Source organism: Enterobacter sp. JMULE2 (assembly GCF_013337145.1).
Lineage (GTDB): Bacteria > Pseudomonadota > Gammaproteobacteria > Enterobacterales > Enterobacteriaceae > Enterobacter > Enterobacter mori.
The window spans coordinates 412,316-437,900 of the sequence record NZ_SGWD01000014.1 but is presented as its reverse complement, the minus strand read 5'-3'; the positions used below and the strand labels follow the sequence as shown (position 1 = coordinate 437,900).

26 protein-coding genes and 1 pseudogene are annotated in these 25,585 nt (G+C 55.6%); 10 read left to right on the top strand and 17 right to left on the bottom strand.

The annotated features are described in order from the left end of the window. Window positions 1–14: 14 nt before the first annotated feature. Entirely contained in the window at window positions 15–1,934 is a 1,920-nt protein-coding gene (gspD, locus tag EXW94_RS17425; RefSeq protein WP_174340636.1) for a type II secretion system secretin GspD, read from the bottom strand. Between the two features lie 12 nt (window positions 1,935–1,946). Beyond that, on the bottom strand, window positions 1,947–2,678 hold the full coding sequence (gene gspC / locus EXW94_RS17420) for a type II secretion system protein GspC (protein WP_174340635.1): 732 nt from the start codon (window positions 2,676–2,678) through the stop codon (window positions 1,947–1,949). Window positions 2,679–2,978: 300 nt separating this feature from the next. Here gspC and EXW94_RS17415 point away from each other — a divergent pair, with 300 nt between their 5' ends. After that, window positions 2,979–4,544, top strand: a complete 1,566-nt coding sequence (locus EXW94_RS17415; protein ID WP_174340634.1) for an ExeA family protein — start codon at window positions 2,979–2,981, stop codon at window positions 4,542–4,544. Continuing rightward, window positions 4,544–5,170, top strand: coding sequence for a hypothetical protein (locus EXW94_RS17410; RefSeq protein ID WP_174340633.1), 627 nt, complete (start codon window positions 4,544–4,546; stop codon window positions 5,168–5,170). Before EXW94_RS17415 ends, EXW94_RS17410 begins: the two co-directional genes overlap by 1 nt. Here the strand turns inward: EXW94_RS17410 and EXW94_RS17405 are convergent, their stop codons facing one another. The 3 genes from EXW94_RS17405 to EXW94_RS17395 form a co-directional block, all read right to left on the bottom strand. Continuing rightward, window positions 5,171–5,794 carry a helix-turn-helix domain-containing protein gene (locus EXW94_RS17405; protein ID WP_174340632.1) on the bottom strand — a complete coding sequence of 208 codons (624 nt, stop codon included), beginning with the start codon at window positions 5,792–5,794 and terminating at the stop codon, window positions 5,171–5,173. Window positions 5,795–6,062: 268 nt separating this feature from the next. Next, window positions 6,063–6,893: an N-acetylmuramoyl-L-alanine amidase gene (locus tag EXW94_RS17400; RefSeq protein WP_174340631.1), complete on the bottom strand. Its 831-nt coding sequence runs from the start codon at window positions 6,891–6,893 to the stop codon at window positions 6,063–6,065. After that, window positions 6,890–7,213 (bottom strand): heavy metal-binding domain-containing protein, encoded by a 324-nt coding sequence (locus EXW94_RS17395; protein WP_006174327.1) that lies wholly within the window; start codon window positions 7,211–7,213, stop codon window positions 6,890–6,892. The genes EXW94_RS17400 and EXW94_RS17395 overlap by 4 nt, the downstream gene beginning before the upstream one ends. Before the next feature lie 97 nt (window positions 7,214–7,310). Between EXW94_RS17395 and EXW94_RS17390 the strand changes: the two genes are divergently transcribed. From EXW94_RS17390 to artJ, 6 genes are all read left to right on the top strand, one after another. Further along, a complete protein-coding gene (locus tag EXW94_RS17390; protein ID WP_010429096.1) occupies window positions 7,311–7,829 on the top strand; it encodes a lipoprotein in 519 nt (172 codons plus the stop codon). Between the two features lie 226 nt (window positions 7,830–8,055). Continuing rightward, on the top strand, window positions 8,056–8,784 hold the full coding sequence (gene artP / locus EXW94_RS17385) for an arginine ABC transporter ATP-binding protein ArtP (RefSeq protein WP_010429094.1): 729 nt from the start codon (window positions 8,056–8,058) through the stop codon (window positions 8,782–8,784). 19 nt (window positions 8,785–8,803) lie between these two features. Then, complete coding sequence (artI, locus tag EXW94_RS17380; RefSeq protein WP_010429090.1) at window positions 8,804–9,535, top strand: arginine ABC transporter substrate-binding protein ArtI; 732 nt, start codon at window positions 8,804–8,806, stop codon at window positions 9,533–9,535. Between the two features lie 6 nt (window positions 9,536–9,541). After that, window positions 9,542–10,258 carry an arginine ABC transporter permease ArtQ gene (gene artQ, locus EXW94_RS17375; RefSeq protein WP_089599005.1) on the top strand — a complete coding sequence of 239 codons (717 nt, stop codon included), beginning with the start codon at window positions 9,542–9,544 and terminating at the stop codon, window positions 10,256–10,258. Continuing rightward, window positions 10,258–10,926: an arginine ABC transporter permease ArtM gene (gene artM / locus EXW94_RS17370; protein WP_010429086.1), complete on the top strand. Its 669-nt coding sequence runs from the start codon at window positions 10,258–10,260 to the stop codon at window positions 10,924–10,926. The genes artQ and artM overlap by 1 nt, the downstream gene beginning before the upstream one ends. A 179-nt stretch (window positions 10,927–11,105) precedes the next feature. Next, a complete protein-coding gene (artJ, locus tag EXW94_RS17365; protein WP_174340630.1) occupies window positions 11,106–11,837 on the top strand; it encodes an arginine ABC transporter substrate-binding protein ArtJ in 732 nt (243 codons plus the stop codon). Window positions 11,838–11,923: 86 nt separating this feature from the next. Here artJ and EXW94_RS17360 read toward each other — a convergent pair whose 3' ends face one another. The 11 genes and pseudogenes from EXW94_RS17360 to nfsA all read right to left on the bottom strand — a co-directional run bounded on the left by EXW94_RS17360 (window position 11,924) and on the right by nfsA (window position 22,643). After that, the gene (locus EXW94_RS17360; protein ID WP_174340629.1) at window positions 11,924–13,393 is read right to left on the bottom strand and encodes a HAMP domain-containing sensor histidine kinase; all 1,470 of its coding nucleotides are present in this window, start codon (window positions 13,391–13,393) and stop codon (window positions 11,924–11,926) included. Further along, window positions 13,377–14,084 carry a response regulator transcription factor gene (locus EXW94_RS17355; protein WP_089599001.1) on the bottom strand — a complete coding sequence of 236 codons (708 nt, stop codon included), beginning with the start codon at window positions 14,082–14,084 and terminating at the stop codon, window positions 13,377–13,379. The genes EXW94_RS17360 and EXW94_RS17355 overlap by 17 nt, the downstream gene beginning before the upstream one ends. Window positions 14,085–14,189: 105 nt before the next feature. After that, window positions 14,190–15,329 carry a 23S rRNA (uracil(747)-C(5))-methyltransferase RlmC gene (rlmC, locus tag EXW94_RS17350; protein ID WP_174340628.1) on the bottom strand — a complete coding sequence of 380 codons (1,140 nt, stop codon included), beginning with the start codon at window positions 15,327–15,329 and terminating at the stop codon, window positions 14,190–14,192. 40 nt (window positions 15,330–15,369) lie between these two features. Next, window positions 15,370–15,843, bottom strand: a complete 474-nt coding sequence (locus EXW94_RS17345; RefSeq protein ID WP_174340627.1) for a YbjO family protein — start codon at window positions 15,841–15,843, stop codon at window positions 15,370–15,372. A gap of 65 nt (window positions 15,844–15,908) precedes the next feature. Further along, the gene (potI, locus tag EXW94_RS17340) at window positions 15,909–16,754 is read right to left on the bottom strand and encodes a putrescine ABC transporter permease PotI (RefSeq protein WP_042716350.1); all 846 of its coding nucleotides are present in this window, start codon (window positions 16,752–16,754) and stop codon (window positions 15,909–15,911) included. Further along, complete coding sequence (potH, locus tag EXW94_RS17335; RefSeq protein ID WP_042716351.1) at window positions 16,751–17,704, bottom strand: putrescine ABC transporter permease PotH; 954 nt, start codon at window positions 17,702–17,704, stop codon at window positions 16,751–16,753. The genes potI and potH overlap by 4 nt, the downstream gene beginning before the upstream one ends. Window positions 17,705–17,713: 9 nt before the next feature. Then, window positions 17,714–18,847, bottom strand: a complete 1,134-nt coding sequence (gene potG / locus EXW94_RS17330) for a putrescine ABC transporter ATP-binding subunit PotG (protein WP_042716353.1) — start codon at window positions 18,845–18,847, stop codon at window positions 17,714–17,716. Between the two features lie 102 nt (window positions 18,848–18,949). Then, window positions 18,950–20,061 (bottom strand): annotated as a pseudogene (potF, locus tag EXW94_RS17325) (spermidine/putrescine ABC transporter substrate-binding protein PotF). Between the two features lie 352 nt (window positions 20,062–20,413). After that, window positions 20,414–20,890: a YbjN domain-containing protein gene (locus EXW94_RS17320; protein ID WP_010429060.1), complete on the bottom strand. Its 477-nt coding sequence runs from the start codon at window positions 20,888–20,890 to the stop codon at window positions 20,414–20,416. A 63-nt stretch (window positions 20,891–20,953) separates the two neighbouring features. Next, the gene (gene rimK, locus EXW94_RS17315; RefSeq protein ID WP_174340626.1) at window positions 20,954–21,856 is read right to left on the bottom strand and encodes a 30S ribosomal protein S6--L-glutamate ligase; all 903 of its coding nucleotides are present in this window, start codon (window positions 21,854–21,856) and stop codon (window positions 20,954–20,956) included. Between the two features lie 64 nt (window positions 21,857–21,920). Continuing rightward, a complete protein-coding gene (nfsA, locus tag EXW94_RS17310) occupies window positions 21,921–22,643 on the bottom strand; it encodes a nitroreductase NfsA (protein ID WP_174340625.1) in 723 nt (240 codons plus the stop codon). A gap of 184 nt (window positions 22,644–22,827) precedes the next feature. Here nfsA and EXW94_RS17305 point away from each other — a divergent pair, with 184 nt between their 5' ends. Beyond that, window positions 22,828–23,097: a GrxA family glutaredoxin gene (locus EXW94_RS17305; protein WP_010429050.1), complete on the top strand. Its 270-nt coding sequence runs from the start codon at window positions 22,828–22,830 to the stop codon at window positions 23,095–23,097. A 30-nt stretch (window positions 23,098–23,127) separates the two neighbouring features. Here EXW94_RS17305 and EXW94_RS17300 read toward each other — a convergent pair whose 3' ends face one another. After that, window positions 23,128–23,502, bottom strand: coding sequence for an inner membrane protein YbjM (locus tag EXW94_RS17300; protein ID WP_042716356.1), 375 nt, complete (start codon window positions 23,500–23,502; stop codon window positions 23,128–23,130). Between the two features lie 273 nt (window positions 23,503–23,775). Between EXW94_RS17300 and EXW94_RS17295 the strand changes: the two genes are divergently transcribed. Further along, window positions 23,776–25,461: an aspartate:alanine antiporter gene (locus EXW94_RS17295; protein WP_089598996.1), complete on the top strand. Its 1,686-nt coding sequence runs from the start codon at window positions 23,776–23,778 to the stop codon at window positions 25,459–25,461. The last annotated feature ends 124 nt before the right edge of the window (window positions 25,462–25,585 follow it).

Sequence of the window (25,585 nt, the reverse complement as noted above, 5' to 3'; positions counted from 1 at the left end):
TTGCCCCCTCCGCCTTAGTGTTTGAACGGATTACGCGATGCGCTGGTTTTCACCGGTGCGGCGCTGGCGTCGACGGGAAACGCGGGCAGTACCGCGTTATCCGTTGGCTCAATAATGCCGAGCTTTTTCTCTTCCACACGCTGCTGCTGGCGGGCGCGGATCTGGTCATATTTCTCTTTTGACGCCGCGCTGTAGTTGTCGTCGTCACGCAGAACGGTGGTATGGATAAACACCATCAGGTTACGCTTGGACGAATCCTGCGAGGTGTAGCGGAACAGTTGGCCGACCAGCGGGATATCGCCCAGCAGTGGCACTTTGGAGACCGACTGCTTGGTGACGTTTTCCATCAGTCCGCCGAGCACTACCGTCTGCCCGCTGTGCACCATCACTTCGTTATTGATGGTGCGCGTGTTAAAGGTTGGGCCGAGGCTGGCGTCTTCCGTCGCGCTGTTGTCAACGCTGGAGACTTCCTGCTCAATCTTCAGGTGGATCATGTCGCCGTCGTTGATTTGCGGCACAATTTTCAGCTTGGTACCGACCGTCTTCCGCTCAACGGAGTTAAAGACGTTGTCCCCGCTGGTGGTCTGGGAGCCGGAGAGCACAGGCACGTCCTGACCGACGTTGAACGACGCCTCTTTGTTATCCAGCGTGACCACGCTTGGCGTGGAGAGAATGTCGTTTTTGCCGTCGGTAGAGAGCGCGGTCATCAGCGCCCCGAAATCGCCGTTAAAGAAGCCGGTCGCCAGGCCGGTGAAGCTCGCCCCCTTCATAGTGCCGTTCTTAATCTGGCTGATTGGCAGGCCGGTGGAGCCGAACTGCACGCCGCCGTGCTTGCCGGTCCACTGTACGCCGAGATCCAGGCCGTTACCGTCCTGCACTTCAGCAATGATCGCCTCCACCAGCACCTGCGGACGGCGGATGTCGAGCTTGTCGATTACTTTCTCAAGCGAGTTCATCACGTTAGGCTGGGCGGTGATCACCAGCGAGTTGGTTGATTCGTCGGCGGTAATATTCAGATCCGTCGAGGCGCTCGCGGTTTTCGCTTTTGCGGTACCCGGCTTGTCCTTCAGCTGTTCGCCAATCCCTGTCAGCACCGGCACCACCTTCGTGGCGCTGGCAAATTTGAGGTAGAAGACGCGGGTATTCCCCTCGTTGTTCTGCTCGCGATCCAGCTGGTGGATCAGGGAGCGGGTACGCATGCGCGCATCTTCCGAACCGCTGATCACCAGGCTATTAGTTTCGTCATCTGCCACCACTTTGGTCGCCAGCTGCGGCGCGTTCTGCCCCTTCTGCTCTTCGTTGTTGAGGTTGTTCAACATGTCCGAGAGATCTTTAGCGGAGGCAAAGCGCAGCGGCACAATTTCGCGGCGTTGAATGCCGTCTTTATCGACGCGCTGCACCAGATCCACCAGGCGGTTCACCACCGAGGCTTTACCGGTCAACAGCAGCACGTTGGAGGGCTCGAAGTGCACCACGTTGCCGATGCCGGTGGCATCGTTAAGCTGACGCAGCAGCGGGGCCAGTTCACGCACCGGCACGTTTTCCATGCGCACCACGCGGGTGATGATCTCATCGCCTTTGCCCGGGTTTTTGCTGTCGGCCAGCGGCGCGCCGGCGGTGCGGGCTACGCTTGAGCGCACCACTTTCACCATGCCGTTGTCCATCGGGATCACCGACAGGCCGTACAGATCCAGCACGCTCAGGAAGAACTGGTAGTACTCATCTTCCGTCAGCACATTGTAGGTTCGCACCGACACAGAGCCCTGAACGGACGGGTCGACGAGAATGGTTTTGTTCAGATTGCGGCTCACCGTATCAATAAACTCGCGGATATCGGTATTTTTAAAGCTGGCGCTAAAGTTAGCTGCAAGCAGCGAACTGGAATATAACGACAATGCGGTCAGCGCCACGCACGCCCACGGAAATTTCTTCATGATGTACACTTGTTAATTGTTTAAAACATTAACCCGAATATTTTCAAGGTGAGCATGCCGCCTGACGACGACCTCCGCCTCTTTCATTTTCGACCAGTTAGCGATGATATTTTTCGCCTGCGCTTCTTTCGTCATATCGACGTCGTTGACTTTCACTACCACATCGCCTTTTTTCAGCCCTGTATCGCTGTAAAAAGGAGACGCATTCCGTGGATTAATATTAAAGCCTTCCAGTTGGCCCTTTTCGATTAACGGCTTTAACACCAGATAATCATCCAGATGCACACTGTCCGCGCCTGCATCTTTCGTCGATTTGGTCACCGGGCCGCTGTCAACGCCGCCTTTAAAATAATCAGGTTTATTTAACGCCAGTACCTGCGTAGCACCTTCGTAATTAATCACCACATTGTCTTTATTAATTTCCTGAATAAAAGCATCGTTAAAACCGATCAGCGGCTCGCCTTCACGGTAGCTCTTCTGGCCACCCGGCGTTTTGATAACGGCGAACGAAAGCCAGGCGTCATCGCTGCGAACAATGCCTTCTATTTCCGCTGCCAGCGGGGCGTTTACCGCCGTTGCCGTGTTGTCCTGACGTACCGCTGCCGTGAAAAGGGTGAATGGCTTTTCGTCATGACGTTTTTTCAGCGGCTGCGCATCAGCATTAGCCAACTTATTCGTAACTTTTTTATAATCTTTAAACGTCAGATACCCTTGCTGGCCGCAAAAAATTAACAGCACAAACATAATGCAAGGCGTTACCCACCGTGACAGAAATGAGAACCTCATTTTTCATCTGGCCTTTAACAAAGCGAAAATAAGCAGCGTCGTGCTGCGCCAATATGTGAGCAAAGAGTAATTTCACGCTGTAAAAACGACCACTGACTTTGCCGCTAACTTTCATACCGAAAAATATTGACCGTATAAAATCCAGATGTTAGGCCTTACCGGCAGGATATTTTTACCCTGTGCGCAAATTGACCACCCTATAGCGTTGCTTTACTTTCTCGTCCTGTTGCTATTCCTAATCAGAGACGGTAAGTCGTTATGTATCAGAGCCACTTTAATTTTAAAAATCCGCCCTTTCGGAAAATAACCCGGTTATCCGGGGATTTTCTGGTGCCTTATCATCAGGACGTGTTCAACCTGCTGAAAGAGAAAACCCAACGGGCGGGAATTACCGGGCTCTTTTCCAACGATGCCCCGCTGCTGGGCCAGTTCAACAGTGCCCTGAAATCCGCTAATGCTGGCGTGCTTGCCATCAACGCGTTTCCAAAACTGAGTGCCAGTAGCCTGCTGTACAAACTCAATCCGGTAACGAAAGAGAGCAAGAGCCGGCTTCAGGCGGTGGATGCCGTTCTGCGTCAGTGGCAGGAGGGGAAAGCGAAAGCCAAAGTGCTGGTCATCGCCCATACCGAAGCGATGAAAGACAACTGCCGGGAAGTCCTGGCGATGTTGCTCACCCGCGCTCAGGAGCTGGATTTCCGGTTGTCCGTGGTGTTGATGGGCGCGGCGGATCAGGAAGCCATTCTGAAGCAGCAGCCTGAACTGCGTGAATACACGCACACACATCATGCCTTGCGTCCCCTGACCTGCCGCGAATTCCTGAGCTATGTTCAGGCGCAGTGTGAGGAGCACGGGTGCGAGACTTCGCCGTTAACGCCGGCGCGCGTGCGCAAGATTCATGCCCTGACCAAAGGGAGTATCAGCAAGCTGAACGAGCTGGCGCACCTGTCGCTGCTGGCCGCCTGGGCCGAACGGGCAAGACAGGTCAGCCCGCGTCATTTACGCCTGGCGGCAGGTGAGATCCTGCCCGCGAAAAAACACGGTAAGCGCCTGGCAACCGTGGGATTATTCGCGTCCGTGCTGTTCGCCGCCTGCGGCTGGTATTTAACGTCCTCTATTAGTGCAAGATTGCCGGTTCAACTGCCCGTTCCCGTTAGCTGGCAACACCCGACGCCAAAAGTACAGGCACCCGTGGTGCCGGTTATCGACAACGACGTCGTTAATCAGCCGGATGCCATGCATCAGCTTTATCAGATGTGGGGGTATGACGCCTCGGCGGAAGATGCCCTGTGTCAAAACGCCGCGAAGGTGAACCTGATGTGTAAACAGGGGAACGCCTCGCCGGATGCGCTGGCACAGGAAGGCTATCCGTGGGTCAGTGAACTGAAAACCGGCAACCACCTTAATTACGCCGTGGTCGCACGCGTCGGGGAGACCTCTCTCGATCTGCTGATGAACAACCGTACCTGGCAGGTGAGCCGCAGCTGGTTTAATCAGCATGCGACCGGCAACTACACCCAACTGCACCGCCTGACGCCGGACGGCAAAGATGCCATCAGCGCCGCCAGCGATGCAAAAGACATGGGCTGGCTTGACCAGCAGCTGAGCGTGGCCCTTAACCAGCCGGAAACCCATGCCCAGACCTGGACGGCAGAGCTGATGAAACGCACACGAGAGTTCCAGCAAAAAATGCATCTGCACGTGGATGGCATTCCAGGGGAAGATACGCTGATGCAGTTAATGCGTGAAACCGATACCGCACCGAGCGTATTAATACAGGCCTCGCGTTCCACACCGGACGCGAAAAAGCAGGAGAAGCATTCCTGATGTCTACCATCTGTCTTGCGGCTCAGCGCAGCTACACTACCGGGGAGGCGGTCTGGTTTTCGTACCGCGTCCCAAACCTGAGAAAAGTGTTCGGTAAAACCTTTTTATGCATGCTGGGTCTGTGCGCCATGGTAATAGCAGGGCTGTACGCGCACATTTACTGGAACCTGCGCCACCCTGCGCCAGAACCGATAAAAGTGAGCGTCGCCAAACCGGAAACGCAGCTTTCGGATATGCATTATGTGTATGTGAGCAAACCGTTCCCACATCCGCAGCCGAAACCTGTCCCCGTGCATACCGACGTCCCGGCCATGCAGGATTTGCCCATTAACAGCGATGATGCCGACTGGCAGCAGGCACCCGATGGCGCCGTTCCGCACGATACCTCGCGGGATACCTTGCCGGGAACCGAAGCGCACGATGCTGCGCCCGCCAGCGCAGGCAGCGATGATTCATCATTAACGGCGTTATTTAAGCAGGCGTTAAAAGAACAAGAGCGGGATTATTCCCAAGGCAAAATTCCCGCGCCGCCGGTAGACGAAACGCAGGAAAATCCTCAAAGCAGTATGCTACACGAAAATAAGGCGCGATCTCCCTTAAGTATTAAAGGAGACCGGCTGGAGTAATTAATATTTTTCTGGCAGAGCGGTGAGATTAAGAAGTCGACCTTTTTCCACCACGATATATTGGCCTTTCTTCAGGTCGGAGAGAATTTTAATAATGGTGCTGCGCGCCAGGTTGGTATATTCCTGGATGTAATCGTAAATATTGATATCGCGCTGATGATGAACAATAAGCTCATTAATTTCGTACAAGAATTCACGCACAACAGAGTAAGCGCTGCGGGCAACCAGCACATCGTCACGTTTGCTCAGCATGCAGATGTACCAGGAGAGCACTTTAGTCAATTCAGGCCATAAGTTGTTATCCGTCATCAACTGGGCGAAGGTCTCTTTCTTGATCGAGCGCACCAGGGTGTTGGCGCGAACGAGGCCGTACATATGGGTTGCGTTGTAGTACATCGAGGAGAGACCAAAAATACACTGGCCCGTAACCGTGAACATACACAGTTCGTCAGATTCGCGGCGGAATTCAACTTCACCGCTGACGATAATATGAATATATTGCGATTCAGATGTGGATATTTTCTGCCATTTCTTTAAGGTTTTTTCTTCAAAACCTGACGTTGCAGAAATAATGGCTTCCATTTCCTGTTGCGGACGTAATTTTTTTGCATAGATGCTTAACATTGTTATACCCGATTTAAGATGTAAAATTTAAAAGACGAAATTTAGGCGAGCGGGCCCAAATCACGAAATATTTTCCTGATGAAAAAATGAAAGATAAAAATAAAATAAGCGCGTTTTAAATTTGTTTGCTTCATTACTTAGCAAGCTATGTGTCTATCTTAAATCCGGATACTTTTAAGTCAATTAACTAAAAGTGAATTGAGTTTGTACTTAAGATTAATCTTAACGAAAACAGTCTAAATATACTCATTCGGGGGTAACCGAAGGATTACCCCTGCCCGTATTTTTCTAACAGTGCTTCTGCAATTGCCAGGGTTTCTACATCCGCGACGCCGTTCCACAGGTCAGGCCGGAAATGCATCTGGAACGCCGTGATGATGCGATTTTGCTGCGCCGGCGTGCTGTCAACCGGCACCTCATAACCATACCGCGCCAGCAGATCGAGTAATGCACCGGTATCCACCTGCTGATAGCGCGGACGCCCGTTTATATAGAACGCGACGCGCGCCGGATCGGGCCAGGCGCCAATCCCCTGCAGCGCCAGCTCGCGCCAGGGGAACAGCGGACCGGGATCGTCTTTGCGCTGCGGGGCGATATCCGAATGGGCTACCACATTTTCAGGCCTGATGTTGTAGCGGGTGATAATGTCTTTGGCGAGCGGCACCAGCGCCGCAATTTGCGCAGGCTCAAAAGGGGTAAAGTGCTTCACCCCGGCCGTTTTCTGCCAGCCACGGTTCTCCAGCTCAATCCCCACGGACGTATCGTTGATACGGTTGGTGCCGCGCCAGAAGCTGATCCCGGCATGCCACGCCAGTTCGCTTTCAGGCACCAGCTGCCAGATACGCGGTTTGCCATCAGGAGCGGGAGGAATTGCCGGAATGAGATAGTGGGAACTGACATTTTTGTCCGTTAAGGTCGCCAGCGAGCTGTCAAAATCATCCGCGGTATAGTGGATCACCAGCACCTTGATACGCGGGTAGGCCGCCTGCGCCTGGTGGCGGGTATCCAGCTCGTAGGCACCTTTATCAATAACGCCTTTTTCCGTGGCGCACCCTGCCAGCAGCAGCGCCAGCAGGAGTGTTGAAAGCGAACGCTTCATCGACGGGTTTTCACCGCCGTGCCGCTTACGCTCACCATCAGCATACTGGCGTCTTTACCGACCGTTTCGTAGTCAATATCAATGCCGACAACGGCATCAGCGCCCAGCGCTTTTGCCTGCTCGCCCAGTTCTTTAAAGGCAATTTCGCGGGCCTTGCGCAGCTCTTTCTCGTAAGCACCCGAGCGTCCGCCGACGATGTCGCGAATACCGGCAAAAAAGTCGCGGAAGATGTTAGCGCCCAGAATCGCTTCGCCCGTCACGACGCCGCAATACTCGGTAATTGGCTGCCCTTCCAGGGTTGGGGTGGTTGAAAACTGCATACTTTCTCTCCTTCTTTAGCGTTCAATGCCTTACCACCAGCATTATCGGTTCGTTACGCTATGATTGAAAGGATAGTTAATAAATAAGGAAATCAACATGCGCTACTCTGCTTTAACGCTTTTAGTGCCTTGCGCGCTGGTGCTCAGCGCGTGCACCACCCCGGTCACGCCAGCCTTTAAGGATATAGGTACCCGCAGCGGCCCCTGCATTGACGGTGGCCCGGATACCGTGGCGCAACAGTTCTATGATTATCGTATTCAGCATCGCGGTAACGATCTTACTGCCCTTCGTCCGTATTTGAGCGACGGTCTGGCCAAACTGCTGAATGATGCGACCCGCGATCCGCAGCATAACGCGCTGCTTCAGTCGGACCCGTTCTCCAGCCGCGCAACGCTGCCCGACAGCGCCGAGGTCGCGAGTGCTTCCACCATCCCAAACACCGATGCGCGAAATATCCCGCTGCGCGTGAAGCTGACCCAGGGCACCCAGTCCTGGCAGGATGAAGTGCTGATGATCCGCGAAGGCCAGTGCTGGGCCGTCGACGATGTACGCTACATCGGCGGCAGCGTTCATGCCCCGGCAGGCACGCTGCGACAGTCGATTGAGAACCGCTAACTCATCAGTAAAATAATTGTTAACCCCGTAAAATGTCCGGCATTTCTCGCGGAATGCCGACATTTATACTCGCCCCCCTTGCCCTTCGCTATTTTGTGCTATGTTTAAGAGGAAACACGGGTTATATTTAACTTTTAACGCAGAAATATTGCATAACTATTCTGTCAACGGTACTATCTGCGGCCTCAATTGCTATAGATTGCCTGGATGAGTAAAGACTGCCCCGATGAGTATTAAACTAAACGGCATTAACTGCTTCTACGGCGCACACCAGGCGCTGTTCGACATCACGCTGAACTGCCCGGAGGGCGAAACGCTGGTTTTGCTCGGCCCAAGCGGCGCAGGCAAAAGTTCCCTTCTGCGTGTCCTTAATCTGCTTGAAATGCCCCGCTCGGGTACGCTGGCCATTGCCGGTAACCATTTTGATTTTGCGAAAACGCCGTCTGATAAAGCGATTCGTGAACTGCGTCAAAACGTGGGCATGGTCTTTCAGCAATACAATCTCTGGCCGCACCTGACCGTTCAGCAAAACCTGATTGAAGCGCCGTGCCGCGTGCTCGGTTTAAGCAAGGACCAGGCGATGGCGCGTGCCGAAAAGCTGCTGGAACGTCTGCGTCTTAAGCCGTACAGCGATCGCTATCCTCTGCACCTCTCCGGCGGTCAGCAGCAGCGTGTGGCGATTGCCCGCGCGCTGATGATGGAGCCTGCGGTTCTGCTGTTTGATGAACCTACCGCGGCGCTGGACCCTGAAATCACCGCCCAGATCGTGAGCATTATTCGCGAGCTGGCGGAAACCAATATTACGCAAGTGATCGTGACCCACGAGGTGGAAGTGGCGCGTAAAACCGCCAGCCGCGTGGTGTATATGGAAAACGGGTATATCGTTGAGCAAGGTGATGCGGGCTGCTTCGCTAACCCGCAAACCGATGCCTTTAAAAACTATTTATCTCATTGATTGTGTCAGGGGAAATATAATGAAAAAAGTATTACTTGCCGTGCTGCTTGCTGGCGTTACCCTTTCCGCTACCGCAGCCCAGACCATTCGTTTCGCCACCGAAGCGTCTTATCCTCCGTTTGAGTCTATCGATGCGAACAATAAAATTGTGGGCTTCGACGTAGACCTGGCTAACGCCCTGTGTAAAGAGATCGACGCGACCTGTACCTTCAGCAACCAGGCGTTCGACAGCCTGATCCCGAGCCTGAAGTTCCGCCGCATCGACGCCGTAATGGCCGGTATGGACATCACCCCTGAGCGTGAAAAGCAGGTGCTGTTCTCTACCCCTTACTACGATAACTCCGCCCTGTTCATCGGGCAGAAAGGCAAGTTCACGTCCATCGACCAGCTGAAAGGCAAGAAAGTGGGTGTGCAGAACGGCACCACGCATCAGAAATTCATCATGGATAAACATCCGGAAATCACCACCGTTCCGTATGACAGCTACCAGAACGCGAAGCTGGATCTGCAGAACGGCCGTATCGACGGCGTGTTTGGTGATACCGCGGTGGTGACTGAATGGCTGAAAGCCAACGACAAGCTGGCGCCAGTGGGCGACAAAGTGACCGATAAAGCCTATTTCGGTACCGGTCTGGGCATCGCCGTGCGTCAGGGCAACACTGAGCTGCAGCAGAAATTCAACGCTGCGCTGGAAAAAGTGAAGAAAGACGGCACCTACGAAACCATCTACCAAAAATGGTTCCAGAAGTAATTCCTGATGAATGAAATTCTTCCATTAGCAAGCGCCGCCGGGATGACCGTCGGCCTTGCCGTTTGCGCACTGATTATCGGCCTTGTGCTGGCGATGTTCTTTGCGGTGTGGGAATCAGCAAAATGGTTCCCCGTCGCCTGGACAGGTTCCGCACTGGTGACCGTGCTGCGTGGACTGCCGGAAATTCTGGTGGTCCTGTTTATCTATTTCGGTTCCTCACAACTGCTGCTGACGCTGTCGGACGGCTTCACGATCAATCTCGGCTTTGCGCAGATCCCAGTGCAGATGCAGATTGAAAACTTCGACGTCAGCCCGTTCCTGTGCGGCGTGATTGCCCTCTCCCTGCTTTACTCTGCCTACGCGTCACAAACGCTGCGCGGGGCGCTGAAGGCGGTTCCGCAAGGACAATGGGAATCCGGCCAGGCGCTCGGCATGTCGAAAGCGGCGATCTTTTTCCGCCTGGTGATGCCGCAGATGTGGCGTCATGCCCTGCCAGGACTGGGTAACCAGTGGCTGGTGTTGCTGAAAGATACCGCGCTGGTGAGCCTCATCAGCGTGAACGATTTAATGCTGCAGACCAAAAGTATCGCCACCCGTACCCAGGAGCCGTTTACCTGGTACATCGTGGCGGCGGCGATCTACCTGGTGATCACGTTGCTGAGTCAGTACATCCTCAAACGCATCGACCTGCGTGCAACGCGTTTTGAACGGAGACCGGGCTGATGCTTGACTACTTACCCGAGCTGATGAAGGGGCTGCACACCAGCCTGACGCTGACCGTGGCGTCCATCGTCGTGGCGCTGATCCTGGCGCTGATCTTCACCATCATCCTGACGCTGAAAACGCCGGTGCTGGTGTGGATCGTGCGTGCCTACATCACCCTGTTTACCGGCACGCCGCTGCTGGTGCAGATCTTCCTGATTTACTATGGCCCGGGCCAGTTCCCTTCGCTGCAGGAGTATCCGGTTATCTGGCACCTGCTCTCTGAGCCGTGGCTGTGTGCCCTGATTGCGCTCTCATTGAACAGTGCGGCCTATACCACCCAGCTGTTCTATGGGGCGATCCGCGCCATTCCGGAAGGACAATGGCAGTCGTGCGGGGCGTTGGGCATGAGCAAGAAAGACACGCTGGCGATCCTGCTGCCGTACGCCTTTAAGCGCGCCCTCTCCTCCTATTCCAACGAAGTGGTGCTGGTGTTCAAGAGTACGTCTCTGGCCTACACCATCACGCTGATGGAAGTGATGGGCCACGGACAGCTGCTGTACGGACGCACCTACGACGTGATGGTGTTTGGGGCGGCGGGGCTGGTGTATCTGGTGGTCAACGGTCTGTTGACGCTGATGATGCGCCTGATCGAGCGTAAAGCGCTGGCGTTTGAGCGCAGAAATTAACCTGGCAAATGCATAAATCTGTATATCAAAGGCGGGTAACCTGATGGGTTATCCGCTTTTTTTTGTGTGAGATACAATACTTAATCATATTTATTGCATATAAATTCATTAACTGGCATTGTACATCCATGCCGCAGACACGGCGCATAATGACAAGATAGACAGACGGGAGCATTACAATGAAAAAGTTAGTTCTGGCCGCATTACTGGCAACCTTCGCCGCTGGCGCATCCGCTGCGGATAAAATCAATTTTGGCGTTTCCGCCACCTATCCGCCGTTTGAATCGCTGGATGCCAGCAACCAGATCGTCGGTTTCGACATCGACCTGGCGAAAGCGCTGTGCAAACAGATGCAGGCCGACTGCACCTTTACCAACCATGCCTTCGACAGCCTGATCCCGTCGCTGAAATTCAAAAAATACGATGCGGTGATCTCCGGGATGGACATCACGCCTGAGCGCAGCAAGCAGGTCTCCTTCACCGCCCCTTACTACGCCAACTCGGCGGTGGTGATTGCGAAGAAAGGCGCTTATTCCTCTTTCGATCAGCTGAAAGGCAAACGCATCGGAATGGAAAACGGCACCACGCACCAGAAATACCTGCAGGACAAACATCCTGAAGTGAAAACCGTGGCCTACGACAGCTACCAGAACGCGATTATCGACCTGAAAAATGGCCGTATCGACGGTGTATTCGGTGACACCGCCGTGGTGAACGAATGGCTGAAAACCAATCCGCAGCTGGGCACGGCAACCGAGAAAGTGACCGATCCGCAGTACTTTGGTACAGGCCTGGGTATCGCGGTACGTCCGGATAACAAGGCCCTGCTGGAAAAACTGAACGGTGCGCTGAAAGCGATTAAAGCGGACGGTACGTATCAGAAAATCAGCGACCAGTGGTTCCCGCAGTAATGGTTTTTGCCGGGTGACGGCTGCGCCTTACCCGGCCTACGGGGGGAGTTGTAGGCCGGGTAAGCGCAGCGCCACCCGGCACTCTCTCACAACGGCACGAAGAACCTGAACCGCGCCCCGCTCACCGACTCCATCAGTCTGATCCCGCCTCCGTGCAGCTCCAGCATCCGCTTAACGATTAACAGCCCCAACCCGCCGCGATTCTCCCGCGATGCCTGGGTCGTCAACGCCGACGGCCGCTGGAACAGATCGTCGCGCAGTGCGGCATCGACGCCCGTTCCGCTGTCTGCCACTTCGACCTGAAGCTGTTGATTCTCCTGCCAGACCGCCAGACGAATTTCCCCGCCGGTCGGCGTATGCCGCATTGCGTTATCCAGCAGATTAGTCACCACCCGCTCGATCATTGATACATCGGCAAACACCTGCGGCAGCGGCCCCGGTACGTCGATATGCAGATTCACCTCGCGCGTGCGGGCAGTGAGCTCAAACTTCTGCGCCACGTCGGAAATCAGCTCCGCCATCGCGAACCGCTCGCGCTGCGGCTTTATGCCGCCATGCTCCAGGCGCGCCAGCTCAAACAGCTGCTGTGAAAGATGGCGTACCTTTTGCCCCTGTCGGAGCGCGGTAGCGAGATACTGCTGGTGCTCCTGCGGCGTCAGGGTCGCGGATTTTAGCGACAGGGTTTCCAGATAGCCCAGCAGCGAGGTGAGCGGCGTGCGAAGGTCGTGCGAAATGTTGGCGATAAACTCCCGGCGCTGGCGATCGCTATCGGCCAGCTGGTCCCACTGTTGGGTGATTTTGCGTGCCAGTTCGATAAAGCTGTTGCGCAGGAGCGCCACTTCATCCTTTGCTGTCGCGTCAGGCATTTCTACCGCCAGCTGCCTGATTGCGCTCATGCTGTCCCGATCCAGCCCGGCGACCTCGACCGTCAGTTCTTTTACCGGGCGCGTGACCCAGTACCAGACCAGCAGGCCCGCCAGCAGGCCAAACAGCGCGACCCACAACAGTGACCACAGCACCGTGCTCCACAGCGCCTTATGCCAGGCCATCTCCGCCAGCGCGTTCGACTCCTCGCCCTGCAAAATAATGTACAGATAGCCTTTTAGCTCGCCGTCCTGCCGCAGCGGCGTGGCGCTAAAGACTTTTTTATTCTGGCTGCGTGGATCGTCGCCCAATACCGGAATAGCGGTACCGCTCAGGAAGGTCTGAACCGGCGACAGGTCGATTTTTTGCCGCTGAATATGGCCCGGCGGTGCGGCATCGGCCAGGATATCGCCATCCGGGGAGACGACGTACAGCTCAACGCTCGGATTAAAGGTCATCAGCCGGTCAAACAGCGGCTTGAGTGACGTTCGGTCGACCCTGCCCTGCGCGTCCAGAATCGGTTCGCGCTGGACTATCTGTTGCGCCAGCCCGCCCGACAGCCGCTGCACCATCGCGTTACCGTACTGCGTGCTGCTGTAGAGCTGTACCGCGCAGGCGACGGTGGCGCAGAGCATCATCAGCAGGATGAATAGCAGCGTCAGGCGCTGGCTCAGGCTAAAGCGGCGCATCATGATTTGGCTCCGCAAATTTATAGCCCTTGCCCCAGACGGTGCGAATAATCTCCGGCTCGGCGGCATCTTTTTCAATCTTGATGCGCAGGCGGTTGATATGGGTGTTAACGGTGTGCTCATAGCCTTCGTGCTGATAGCCCCAGACCTGCTCCAGCAGCGCTAACCGGGAAAACACCTCGCCGGGATGACGGGCAAAGAAGTACAGCAGCTCGAATTCACGCGGCGTGAGATCCACCACCTGGCCGTGAAGCAGCACGCTGCGCGCCAGCGGATCGATAGTCAGCCCGTGAGCCTGAATTTGCCCGTCGGTTTGCGCCTGCCCCATCGCCTGCTGGCGTCGGAACAGCGCTTTGATGCGCGCAATCAGCTCCTGCACCGAGAACGGCTTAGCCAGATAATCATCAGCGCCGGTTTCCAGCCCGGTGATGCGGTCGGTTTCGCTGCTGCGGGCGCTGATGATAATGACCGGCAGGTAGCGCGTCATCTGACGGATGCGGCGGCAAATCTCCAGCCCGTCAACGTTGGGCAGCATCAGGTCGAGGATCACCGCATCCCACGGCTGTTTTTCAAGACGCTGCAGGGCGTTGCCCCCATCGGGCTCGTGGGTGATGGCGTAGCCTTCATCTTCTAAATTGAGTCGCAGAAGCGCCGCGATGTCGTGGTCGTCTTCCACCAGCAGGATCTGCTTCATGGGTAAGCCTTCAATCATTTCTTATGACGTAAGCTTACCTGATTTCGCAGGGATGAAGAGTTCACATTTTGTTGAACATTGTGCGGGATTCATGCCGGGTGGCGGCTACGCCTTACCCGGCCTACGGATTAACAACGTCAACACTTCATAATGCGCGGTATGCGGGAACATATCCAAAAGCTGCACGCGTTCAATGCGATAGCCCGGCAGGTTAGCGATATCTTTCGCCATGGTCTGCGCGTTACAGCTGGAGTAGACGATGTATTCCGGTGCCATCTGGCTCAGGTAGTCGCACAGCGCTTTTCCGATGCCACGACGCGGCGGGTTCACCAGCACCAGTTCTGGCACGTTGCCCTGGCCGGTGGCGAACTGCGTGGAGTCCAGCGCCTGGAAGCGCAGATTCGTTAACCCCAGCTCGGCGGCGGACTGTTTCGCGCAGGCAATCGCTTCGGCGGAGATCTCAATTCCGGTGAGCTGCATCTCTGGCGTCGCGCAGTGCAGGCCAAAGCCGCCCACGCCGCAGAACAGATCCCACATATGCTGGATGTTTAACGCACGCACCCAGTCGCGGGCGGTAGCGTACAAACTGCTTGCCACGGTCGGGTTGGTCTGGAAGAAGCTTTGCGGGCGGATCCACAGCGGCACACCGTTGAAATTCTCGGCCAGCGCGTGCTGTTCGGTGAAGAAAATCTCTTTCTCCCCCTCCATGATCGCCATATGCACCGGCTGGATATTTGCGGTAATGACCTTAAGCTGCACAAGCTGTTCCTGCAGCCACGGTATCGCCGCGCGCAGCTGCTCCAGCTTGGCTTCGGAGCGCAGCACGAAGCGCAGCATCATGCCGCCGTCGATCTGGCTTTCCGTCAGCAAAAGGTATTTCAGCTCGCCGCGCTTGCGGGCGACGTTGTAAGGCGTTAAGCCCGCACGCGCGATAAAAGGTTTCAGTGCGGCAAAGACGGGCTCAAACGAGGCGGGATAAAGCGGACAGTCGGTTAAGTCTTCCGGCGTGCCGTCGCGGTGCAACATTCCCAGTAGCGGTTTTTCAACGCTGCCGCTGACCACCATTTTGGCTTTGTTGCGAAAGCCCTGCTCCGGGCCGCTGACGGGTGCGCACCACTCGCCCACCGCGTGTTCTGCCAGCAGCTGTTGCAGGTCGGCCATTTTGGCGGTGAGTTGTTGAGAGACCGGCTGTTCTATCCACTGACAGGAGCGGCAGCGTCCGGCGTCAAAGAGTGCGCACTGCATATGAAAACCTTAAGAATCACGAGGGCTGCGATTATACACATTATTGCAGGCGGAAGAATCTCCGACTGGAGGCCGGAACGAAGAGTAGGCAGAGCACCAGCATGTCCGGAAGCTTTTGCATCACCAGCGACTGGAAAATTTCCCGCCGGGAACCACCGGGAATGCTAAACAGTTCAGGATATCCGTAGCCCAGCGAAGCCGCCCACAAATAACCCGCAGCAATGATTTGCGTCAGCAGATACACCCAGCGCGCCCAGTTGCGCCCTTTGACCAGCGAGAATGCACAGTAGATTTCAATAAATACCAGCACCAGGCTGCTCAAAAAAACCAGCGTCAGATTCCACGTCTGTACGCTGCGGTGAATGAATTCACCGATGCCGCGGACGCCTAAGGTGTTCAGAATCATCAGCACGTCCAGACAGCGGATCATAATAATGGCGAGCGCCGCCACCTGCACCAGCGCAGGAACGTTCGGACGAGCATGCGTATGACGTGTTTTTTGAAAGAATCCCAATGTTTTACTTCCCTGAAAAACAGTGCCGCGTCATGCGCGGCACTTCACTGGAAATTTTAAATGCTTCAGCCGCGTCTTGCACGCTGGATATCACGCACCCGCTGCTTTTCCGCGCGCGCCATCAAATACCAGGCGATAAATCCGACAATTCCGACTACGCCGAGGATAATTGACGCCAGGGCGTTAATCTCCGGATTCACCCCCATACGCACGCTGGAGAAGACCAGCATTGGCAGCGTCGTCGCGCCCGGCCCGGAAACGAAGCTGGCGATAACCAGATCGTCGAGCGAGAGCGTAAACGCCAGCAGCCAGCCGGAGATCACCGCAGGCATAATCATCGGCAGCGTGATGATGAAGAAGACCTTCAGCGGCGTGGCGCCGAGATCCATCGCAGCCTCCTCAATAGAGCGATCCAGCTCGCGCAGGCGCGAGGAGATCACCACCGCCACGTAGGCGGTACAGAAGGTGACGTGGGCCAGCCAGATGGTGAGCATGCCGCGATCCGCCGGCCAGCCGATGGCGTGCGCCAGGGCAACGAACAGCAGCAGCAGCGACAGGCCGGTGATCACATCCGGCATCACCAGCGGCGCGGTGATCATAAAGGCAAAGCCGTTCGAACCGCGAAAACGCCCGAAGCGCACCATCACCAGCGCGGCGATGGTGCCGAGAACACAGGCCATCGTGGCCGCCAGGGCGGCAATGGTCAGGCTCAGCCCCACCGCGCTCATCATCGCATCGTCGTGGAACAGCTCGCTGTACCAGCGCGTCGACCAGCCCGCCCAGACCGTTACCAGCTTAGAGCTGTTGAAGGAGTAGATCACCAGCATCAGCATCGGCGCATACAGGAAGGTAAAGCCAATCACCAGGATCGCAATTCGCCACGGGGAGCGCACTACCGGTAAGTTGTTCATCCGTGGTCTCCCATCTGTTTCTGCTGATGCTTGTGGAACCACATGATCGGCACGATCAGCAGCAACAGCATCACGATCGCCACCGCCGAGGCCACCGGCCAGTCGCGGTTATTGAAGAACTCCTGCCACAGCACGCGGCCAATCATGATGCTGTCCGGGCCGCCGAGCAGTTCAGGGATCACAAACTCCCCTACCGCCGGGATAAAGACCAGCATTGACCCGGCGATAATGCCGCCTTTGGTCAGCGGGACAATGACGCTGAAGAACGTTTTCAACGGGCGCGCGCCGAGATCGAGCGACGCTTCCACCAGCGAGTAATCAATGCGCGTCAGGGCCGTGTAAATCGGCAGCACCATAAACGGTAGATAGGCGTAAACAATCCCGATATAGACCGCGAGGTTGGTGTGCAGGATGGTCAACGGCTGGTCGATCACCCCAAGCCACATCAGAAAGTTATTCAGTATGCCGTTGTTTTTCAGGATCCCCATCCACGCGTAAACGCGGATCAGGAACGAGGTCCACGACGGCAGGATCACCAGCAGCAGCAGGATGTTACGCGTCGATGGCTTGCTGTGCGCGACCGCCCAGGCCAGCGGATAGCCCATAAGAAGGCAGCAGATCGTCGAGATCGCCGCCACCTGCAGCGACTGCAAATAGGCTTCGAAATAGAGCGGGTCGTCGGTGAGCTGCAGGAAATTGCCCAGGTTTAAGGTCAGCGTCAGCTGCCCGTCGGCCCAGTCCAGCAGGTTGGTATACGGCGGGATCGCCCGCGCCATTTCCGCCAGGCTGATCTTGAAAACAATCAGGAACGGCAGCAGGAACAGCAGGATCAGCCAGATATACGGCATGGCGATCACCAGCTTGCGACCGTGGTTCATCTGCATGCGCGCCAGCCAGTGGGCAAAACCGCCCGGTTTTTTGACGCGGGCTGGAGGTTCAAGTGTACTCATGATCGCTCCTTATACCGTCAGTACGACGCAGCTGTCCGCGTCCCAGCACAGGCGCACTTCGTCGCCCCAGGTCGGCTGTCCCTTGCGATAGCGATGTTCGTTCTGCAACTGGGCGCTGAGCATTTGTCCGCTTTTCAGACGCACATGGTAAATAGACAGGTCGCCCAGATAGGCAATGTGCACCACTTCCCCGACGGCAAAGTTATAGCCATCGGCAGGCGGATCCTCACAGAGCATAATCTTCTCCGGACGCAGGGCCACGTAGACCGGCACGTTATCTAACACCGAGTTATCAGAGTCGACCTTAAGCGGATGCTGCAGCCCCGGCGATTCGATAACCAGCCCGTCTTCCTGACGATCTTTCAATAGCCCTTCGAAGACGTTCACCGAGCCGATAAACTCCGCGCTGTAGCGCGTAGTCGGATGCTCGTAAATCTCTTCCGGCTCGCCGATCTGCACGAACTTACCGCGGTTCATGATCGCGATACGTCCGGCCATGGTCATCGCCTCTTCCTGGTCGTGGGTGACCATCACGCAGGTCACTCCCACGCGCTCGAGAATGTCCACCACTTCGAGCTGCATGCGGTCGCGCAGCTTTTTATCCAGCGCGCCCATCGGTTCGTCGAGCAGCAATAATTTCGGACGTTTTGCCAGACTGCGGGCCAGCGCCACGCGCTGGCGCTGGCCGCCGGAGAGCTGGTGCGGTTTACGCTTCGCGAACTCCTGCATGTGCACCAGGCTCAGCATCTCGGCCACGCGCGCGGTAATTTCAGCCTTCGGCAGTTTGTCCTGCTTCAGGCCAAAGGCGATGTTTTGCTCCACCGTCATGTGCGGAAACAGCGCGTAGGACTGGAACATCATATTAATCGGACGCTGATACGGCGGCACGCTGGACAAGTCTACGCCGTCCAGCACGATTTGCCCGGCGGTAGGCTGTTCAAAACCCGCCAGCATACGCAGCAGGGTCGATTTTCCACAGCCGGATGCGCCCAGCAGCGCGAAGATTTCGCCTTTGTAGATCGTCAGGCTAACGTCGTCCACGGCATGCTGGCCGTCGAAAGATTTGGTGAGGTTACGAATTTCAAGCAGCGGGGTCAGCGCTTTACGGACTTTCGCCTGCGGGCGGGGGATCGCGTCATTCACGGGGTGTTCTCCGGTAGAGATCAAAACTGGTGCAGGCGCACCAGAACGGTGCGCCTGTTGCCGGGGGCGCTAGCGCCTGCCCGGCCTACGACTCACGGTAACTTATTTACCGCTCTTCACCTTGGTCCACGCGCGGGTACGCACGCGGTCAATTTTGGGATCCTGAACTTTCAGGGTGAACAGCTTGGCAAACACATCCGCCGGTGGATAAATCGCCGGGTTATTGCGGATCTCTTCGCTCACCAGCGGCACCGAGGCCTTGTTACCGTTCGCGTAGTAAACGTGGTCGCTGATGTGGGCAATCACGTCCGGACGCATCAGATAGTTGAGGAACTGATAGGCTTCGTCTTTGTTCTTCGCATCAGCAGGCATCGCGAAGACGTCGAAGAACGCCAGCGCCCCTCTTTTGGAATGAAGTAAGAGACGTTCACGCCGTTTTTCGCCTCTTTCGCGCGGTTAGCCGCCTGCCACACGTCACCTGCCCAGCCGATTGCGACGCAGATGTCGCCGTTTGCCAGGTCGTTGATGTACTGGGAAGAGTGGAAGTAGCGAATATTTGGACGCAGCTTCAGCAGCAAATCGGTCGCCGGGCCGGTGTAGTCATTGGCTTTGTTGCTGTTCGGGTCTTTGCCCAGGTAATTCAGCACGGTCGCGAAAATCTCTTCCGGCGCATCGAGGAAGGAGACGCCGCAGCTTTTCAGCTTCTCAAGGTTTTCCGGCTTCAGCACCACATCCCAGCTGTCCAACTTGACGTCCGGGCCGAGCGCCGCTTTCACTTTATCGACGTTGTAGCCGATACCGGTGGTCGCCCACAGATAAGGCATCGCGTATTTGTTGTCCGGGTCGTGCTTCGCCACCAGCTTAAGCACTTCCGGGTCGAGGTTTTTCCAGTTCGATAATTTGCTCTTATCCAGCGGCTGGAAAACGCCTGCGGTCAGCTGACGCTCAAGGAAGCTCGCAGAGGGCACCACCAGGTCAAAACCGGTGCTGCCCGCCATCAGCTTTCCTTCCAGCACTTCGTTGGAATCGAAAACGTCATAGACCACTTTAATGCCGGTCTCTTTTTCAAAATTAGCGACCGTATCCGGCGCGATATAGTCAGACCAGTTGTAAACGTGCAGCGTTTTTTGTTCCGCAGCGAGCGTGCCGGCAGAGACGGCCATCAGAGCACCCGCAACCAGACCCGATAACCATTTTTTATTCAAGGCGATCATAGTGTTATTCCTTCTGAAAGCTCGTTAACAAACGAACCAAAACTGTGCAATCTGGATATATGCAAAAATCATGCATAGTTTGTCGTTCTGCCCGAAATAAAAATAAACCCCTTTCCTGGCAGGTTCCGCTCGCTTTTTTGTAAGCATCGCAAGAATAACTGTAGCCCGTGTCTCCGGCTATAGCCCAGACGAAAAAACGCCTTTTATCAATTTTTTATGCAGGTTATGTCTACGTGATAAGCCGAAAGGGCCTTCAGGGAGGTGAAAAATTCTTTAAGGAAAGGTTAAAAGCAGCAGAAAAAATGGCGTTATGCAGCCGCTCTGGCAGCGACTGCGCAAAAGTCAGACAGGCTTAGTGGAGAAAATTGGGAGATGCATCATTATTCTCTGCGTCATCTTCCGCGCTATACAGCAGATGATGTGCATTGGCTTCCATCATGACCATCGAAATTTGCTCTTCACTCAAGCGCATAAACCAGGCGAACTGCTTAAAGGATAAGCCAGCACCGGAGAATAAAGACTGGCAAACGACCAGTTTTGGCAGATTATCATCCTGTATGTCGAGAAATGCTTTCACCGTCAAGGAACTGGCGTTGATGGCCGAGAGATCGGAAGCCAGCGCCAGCAGCGCGGACGGCTTCACTTCGGCCAGCGCGGAGAAAAGGATCACGTCGTTAATCAGATCGACTTTAGCATCGAAAATGCCGTCGAAATTCTGCATATGAGGCAGATGCAGCGCCTGGCAGGAATCGCATTCAAAGAAGGTGATACCGGCATCATCAAGCCATTGACGTAACGTATCCAGTGTTGGAACGACCTGTAAATCCATCGCTGTGCAGCCTCTTAAATAAAAACTTTGCATAGATTACGCAAAAAGCGTGCTCAATACCATTTAACCGCCCGTTTTCAGACAGTAACCCGGCGTGGCATGACGCTCGATCCATGCGATCATTTTACCCGCAATATCAACACCTGTGGTTTTTTCCACGCCTTCCAGCCCCGGCGAGGCATTGACCTCCATTACCAGCGGCCCGCGTGTCGCCCGCAGAAGATCGACACCGGCCACGTCCAGTCCGAGGGTTTGCGCCGCTTTCACGGCAATCTCTCTTTCACGGTCGCTGATCTCTGCAACCCGCGCCACGCCCCCGCGATGGAGATTTGAACGGAAATCGCCCTCTTTCGCCTGACGCTCGATGGCGGCGACCACCTCATTTCCGACCACGAAGCAGCGAATATCGCGACCTTTGGCCTCTTCGATATACTCCTGCACCAGAATGTGAGCGTTAAGGCCGCGAAAGGCGTCAATCACGCTTTCCGCTGCCTGCCGCGTTTCTGCCAGCACCACGCCAATGCCCTGCGTGCCTTCCACCAGTTTGATGACCAGCGGCGCACCGCCCACCATGTCGATCAGATCGCTGGTGTCGTCCGGTGAATGGGCAATCCCGGTGACGGGAAGATCGATCCCCTGACGGGCGAGCAGCTGCAACGAACGCAGTTTATCGCGGGCGCGGGAAATGGCGACAGATTCATTAAGCGGATAGCTGCCCAGCATCTCGAACTGGCGCAGCGCGGCGGTGCCGTAATAGGTGATCTGAGAGCCGATGCGGGGGATCACCGCATCGAAATGCGGGAGCTTGCGGCCTTTGTAGTGAATCGACGACGCAGCGGGGTCGATGTTCATATAGCAGGACATCGGATCGAGGATCTCAACCTGATGCCCGCGTTTTGCCGCCGCCTCACGCAGGCGTTTACATGAATAGAGCGTTCCATCCCGGGACAATATGGCAATTTTCACCCTGCACCTCTCTGAAGACATGGATAAAGCCTGCCTATCATACACGAGGCGCAGGAGGAATGGACTACCGTGTCGCCCAGCCCTGTTTATGAAGATAATCGAGAATAAACGGGCGGTTTTCTTTAATGATGGTGCGACGAATATGGTCAGTCCAGGTATCGCGACGGGTATTGCTGCCGCGCGTCATGTAGTAGTTCGCCAGCTCTTCATCATATTGATTCAGGACGTCCTGATTGACCGGCTGGTAGTGGTTTTCATGCACCAGCATCGCCGCAGGAATACGCGGTTTCAAATCCGGGTTATCCGCAGGCCAGCCGAGGCACAGGCCGAACAGCGGCAGCACATGTTTTGGCAGCTCCAGCAGCTCAGTCACGCTTTCGATGTTATTACGCAGGCCGCCGATGTAGACGCCGCCTAACCCCAGCGATTCCGCCGCCGTAAAGGCGTTTTGCGCCATCAGAGCAGTGTCCACCACGCCCAGCAGCAGCTGTTCGGCCAGCCCCAGTTCGGCTTCAGGGCAGATTTGCAGATGGCGGTTAAAGTCGGCGCAGAACACCCAGAATTCTGCCGCCTGCGCCACATGCTTCTGCCCGCCGGTCAGCGTGACCAGCTGCTCGCGCATGGCCGGGTCGGTGATGCGGATAATCGAACTGCACTGCAGGAAGCTGGAGCTGGAGGTCGCCCTGGCGCTGTCAATAATCGCGGCACGCTGCGCCTCGGTAATCGGCTCATCGGTGAAGTGGCGAATGGAACGGTGGGACTGGAGCAGGTCTATGGTTGGCGTCATCTTCTCTCTCTTTATCTTGCTAAAACCCTATGGCAGCCAGTATAGGCAATGATGTGCGCGGTGTAATTGGCGAAACATAGCTCATAGATATTATAACGACAGGCGAAACCTTCTTTAATGACGGCGGGTTATGGGGCACTATACGTGTCATTCGCCGTCAGGCTTGTTTTTTGAGGAGAGAGAAATGTTTGCAGTAATTTTTGGTCGTCCAGGGTGCCCTTACTGTGTTCGCGCAAAAGAGCTGGCTGAGAAACTGACCGAAGAGCGCGATGACTTCAACTTCCGTTATGTAGACATCCACGCGGAAGGCATCACCAAAGCCGATCTGGAAAAAACCGTCGGCAAGCCGGTTGAAACCGTACCGCAGATCTTCCTCGATCAGAAACACATCGGCGGCTGCACTGACTTTGAAGCCTACGCCAAAGAAAACCTGGGCCTGTTTGCCGCTCAGTAATGCGAAGACGCCCTCACCGCGAGGGCGTTTTTATTGCGGATGTTTGCGCCGGTGCAGCAAGCTGCGCACAAACAGATAGCAAAGCGCCCCCAGCGCACACCAGAACACCCCGCTCAGTAACCACGCCAGCTCCTGCCACAAACTTCTTGTCGGGACATACATCAGACGCATCATCAGCAGGCACAGCGGTGCTGCCAGCATGGCCCCGAGCAGAGGCTTGATTACCTCTCCTTTACGCGAGAGAAAACTGGCTGCGGCGCCCGGCAGGATGAAAAAGAGCAAACCCAGTTCCGGATGACCGGACGCCCTGAATGCCCCCTTCACATTAAAAGCGAGCGACATGCAAACGACCGTAAACAGCAAAAAGCAGCTGACCACGCCCGCCCAGTTTCGTTTAATGTTCAAACTATCCTCCTGACTTATCTCTATCAAATACAACTTCGTCCAGTGGACGCCCAGTCAGATAAAGCAGTACGGCAATCCTTGCCAAAGCACGCACAGGCTGATGCGATAATAGGTGGCTGTCGGTAGCTAATACGATTAAACTAACCGCCAGCGCATGTTTTAGGGAATTTATTAGGAAGCAGGGAGTCGTGAAGTCTTTCCCTGGCCCTGAAAACAGTAGCCCAAATAGTCCTTTCATTCAACAACTTACTGGTAAACAAGAAGTTAGCCTCCGTGAATATAAACGTCGCAGACTTGTTAAATGGGAATTACATCCTGTTATTATTTGTGGTACTGGCGTTGGGCCTTTGCCTGGGTAAATTGCGCCTGGGTTCAGTTCAACTGGGTAATTCCATTGGCGTTTTAGTCGTCTCTTTATTATTAGGTCAGCAGCATTTCAGTATTAACACGGATGCGCTCAATTTAGGCTTCATGCTGTTTATTTTTTGTGTTGGCGTGGAAGCGGGGCCGAACTTTTTTTCAATTTTCTTCCGCGACGGCAAAAATTACCTGATGCTGGCGCTGGTGATGGTCGGCAGCGCGCTGCTGATTGCGTTAGGACTGGGCAAACTGTTTGGCTGGGATATCGGGTTAACGGCCGGTATGCTGGCAGGCTCCATGACATCCACCCCGGTGCTGGTGGGTGCGGGTGATACCCTGCGTCATTCCGGCATGCAAGGCGCACAGCTTTCCACCGCGCTCGACCACCTGAGTCTGGGCTATGCATTGACTTACCTTATTGGTCTGGTGAGCCTGATTGTCGGTGCGCGCTACCTGCCAAAATTGCAGCACCAGGATCTGCAGACCAGCGCACAGACAATTGCTCGCGAGCGCGGCCTGGACACGGACACCAAGCGTAAAGTCTATCTACCTGTGATCCGCGCCTATCGCGTCGGGCCGGAGCTGGTGGCCTGGACCGACGGCAAAAACCTGCGCGAGCTGGGCATTTACCGCCAGACGGGCTGTTACATCGAACGTATTCGACGCAACGGCATTCTGGCAAACCCGGACGGCGACGCGGTGCTGCAGATGGGCGACGACATCGCGCTGGTGGGTTACCCGGACGCTCATGCCCGTCTCGATCCGAGCTTCCGCAACGGTAAAGAGGTGTTCGACCGCGACCTGCTCGACATGCGTATCGTCACCGAAGAGATCGTGGTGAAAAACCATAACGCCGTTGGCCGCCGTCTGGCGCAGCTGAAGCTGACCGACCACGGCTGCTTCCTCAACCGCGTGATCCGCAGCCAGATTGAGATGCCCATCGACGACAACGTCGTGCTCAACAAAGGTGACGTTTTGCAGGTGAGCGGCGACGCGCGACGCGTGAAAACCGTTGCTGACCGCATCGGCTTTATCTCTATTCACAGCCAGGTCACCGACCTGCTGGCCTTCTGCGCGTTCTTTATCGTCGGCCTGATGATCGGGATGATCACCTTCCAGTTCAGCAACTTTAGCTTCGGCATCGGTAACGCCGCCGGGCTGCTGTTCGCCGGGATCATGCTGGGCTTCCTGCGAGCGAACCACCCAACCTTCGGCTACATTCCGCAGGGCGCACTGAACATGGTGAAAGAGTTCGGTCTGATGGTCTTTATGGCAGGCGTGGGCTTAAGCGCGGGCAGCGGCATTGGCCACAGCCTGGGTGCCGTCGGCTGGCAGATGTTGGTTTCCGGACTTATCGTCAGCCTGGTGCCGGTGGTTATTTGCTTCTTGTTCGGCGCCTACGTGCTGCGCATGAACCGCGCCCTGCTCTTCGGGGCAATGATGGGCGCACGTACCTGTGCGCCTGCCATGGAAATCATCAGCGATACCGCGCGCAGCAATATCCCGGCCCTGGGCTATGCAGGCACCTATGCCATCGCTAACGTACTGCTCACGCTGGCGGGTACGCTGATCATCATCATCTGGCCAGGACTCGGATAAGTCTCAAGTTTGCGCGTGGTGAAAATTATTTTCGTTACGCGCAGAACTTTTTTATCAGGGGGCAGTCATAACTAGTGCCACTGCTTTTCTTTGATGTCCCCAATTTGTGGAGCCCATCAACCCC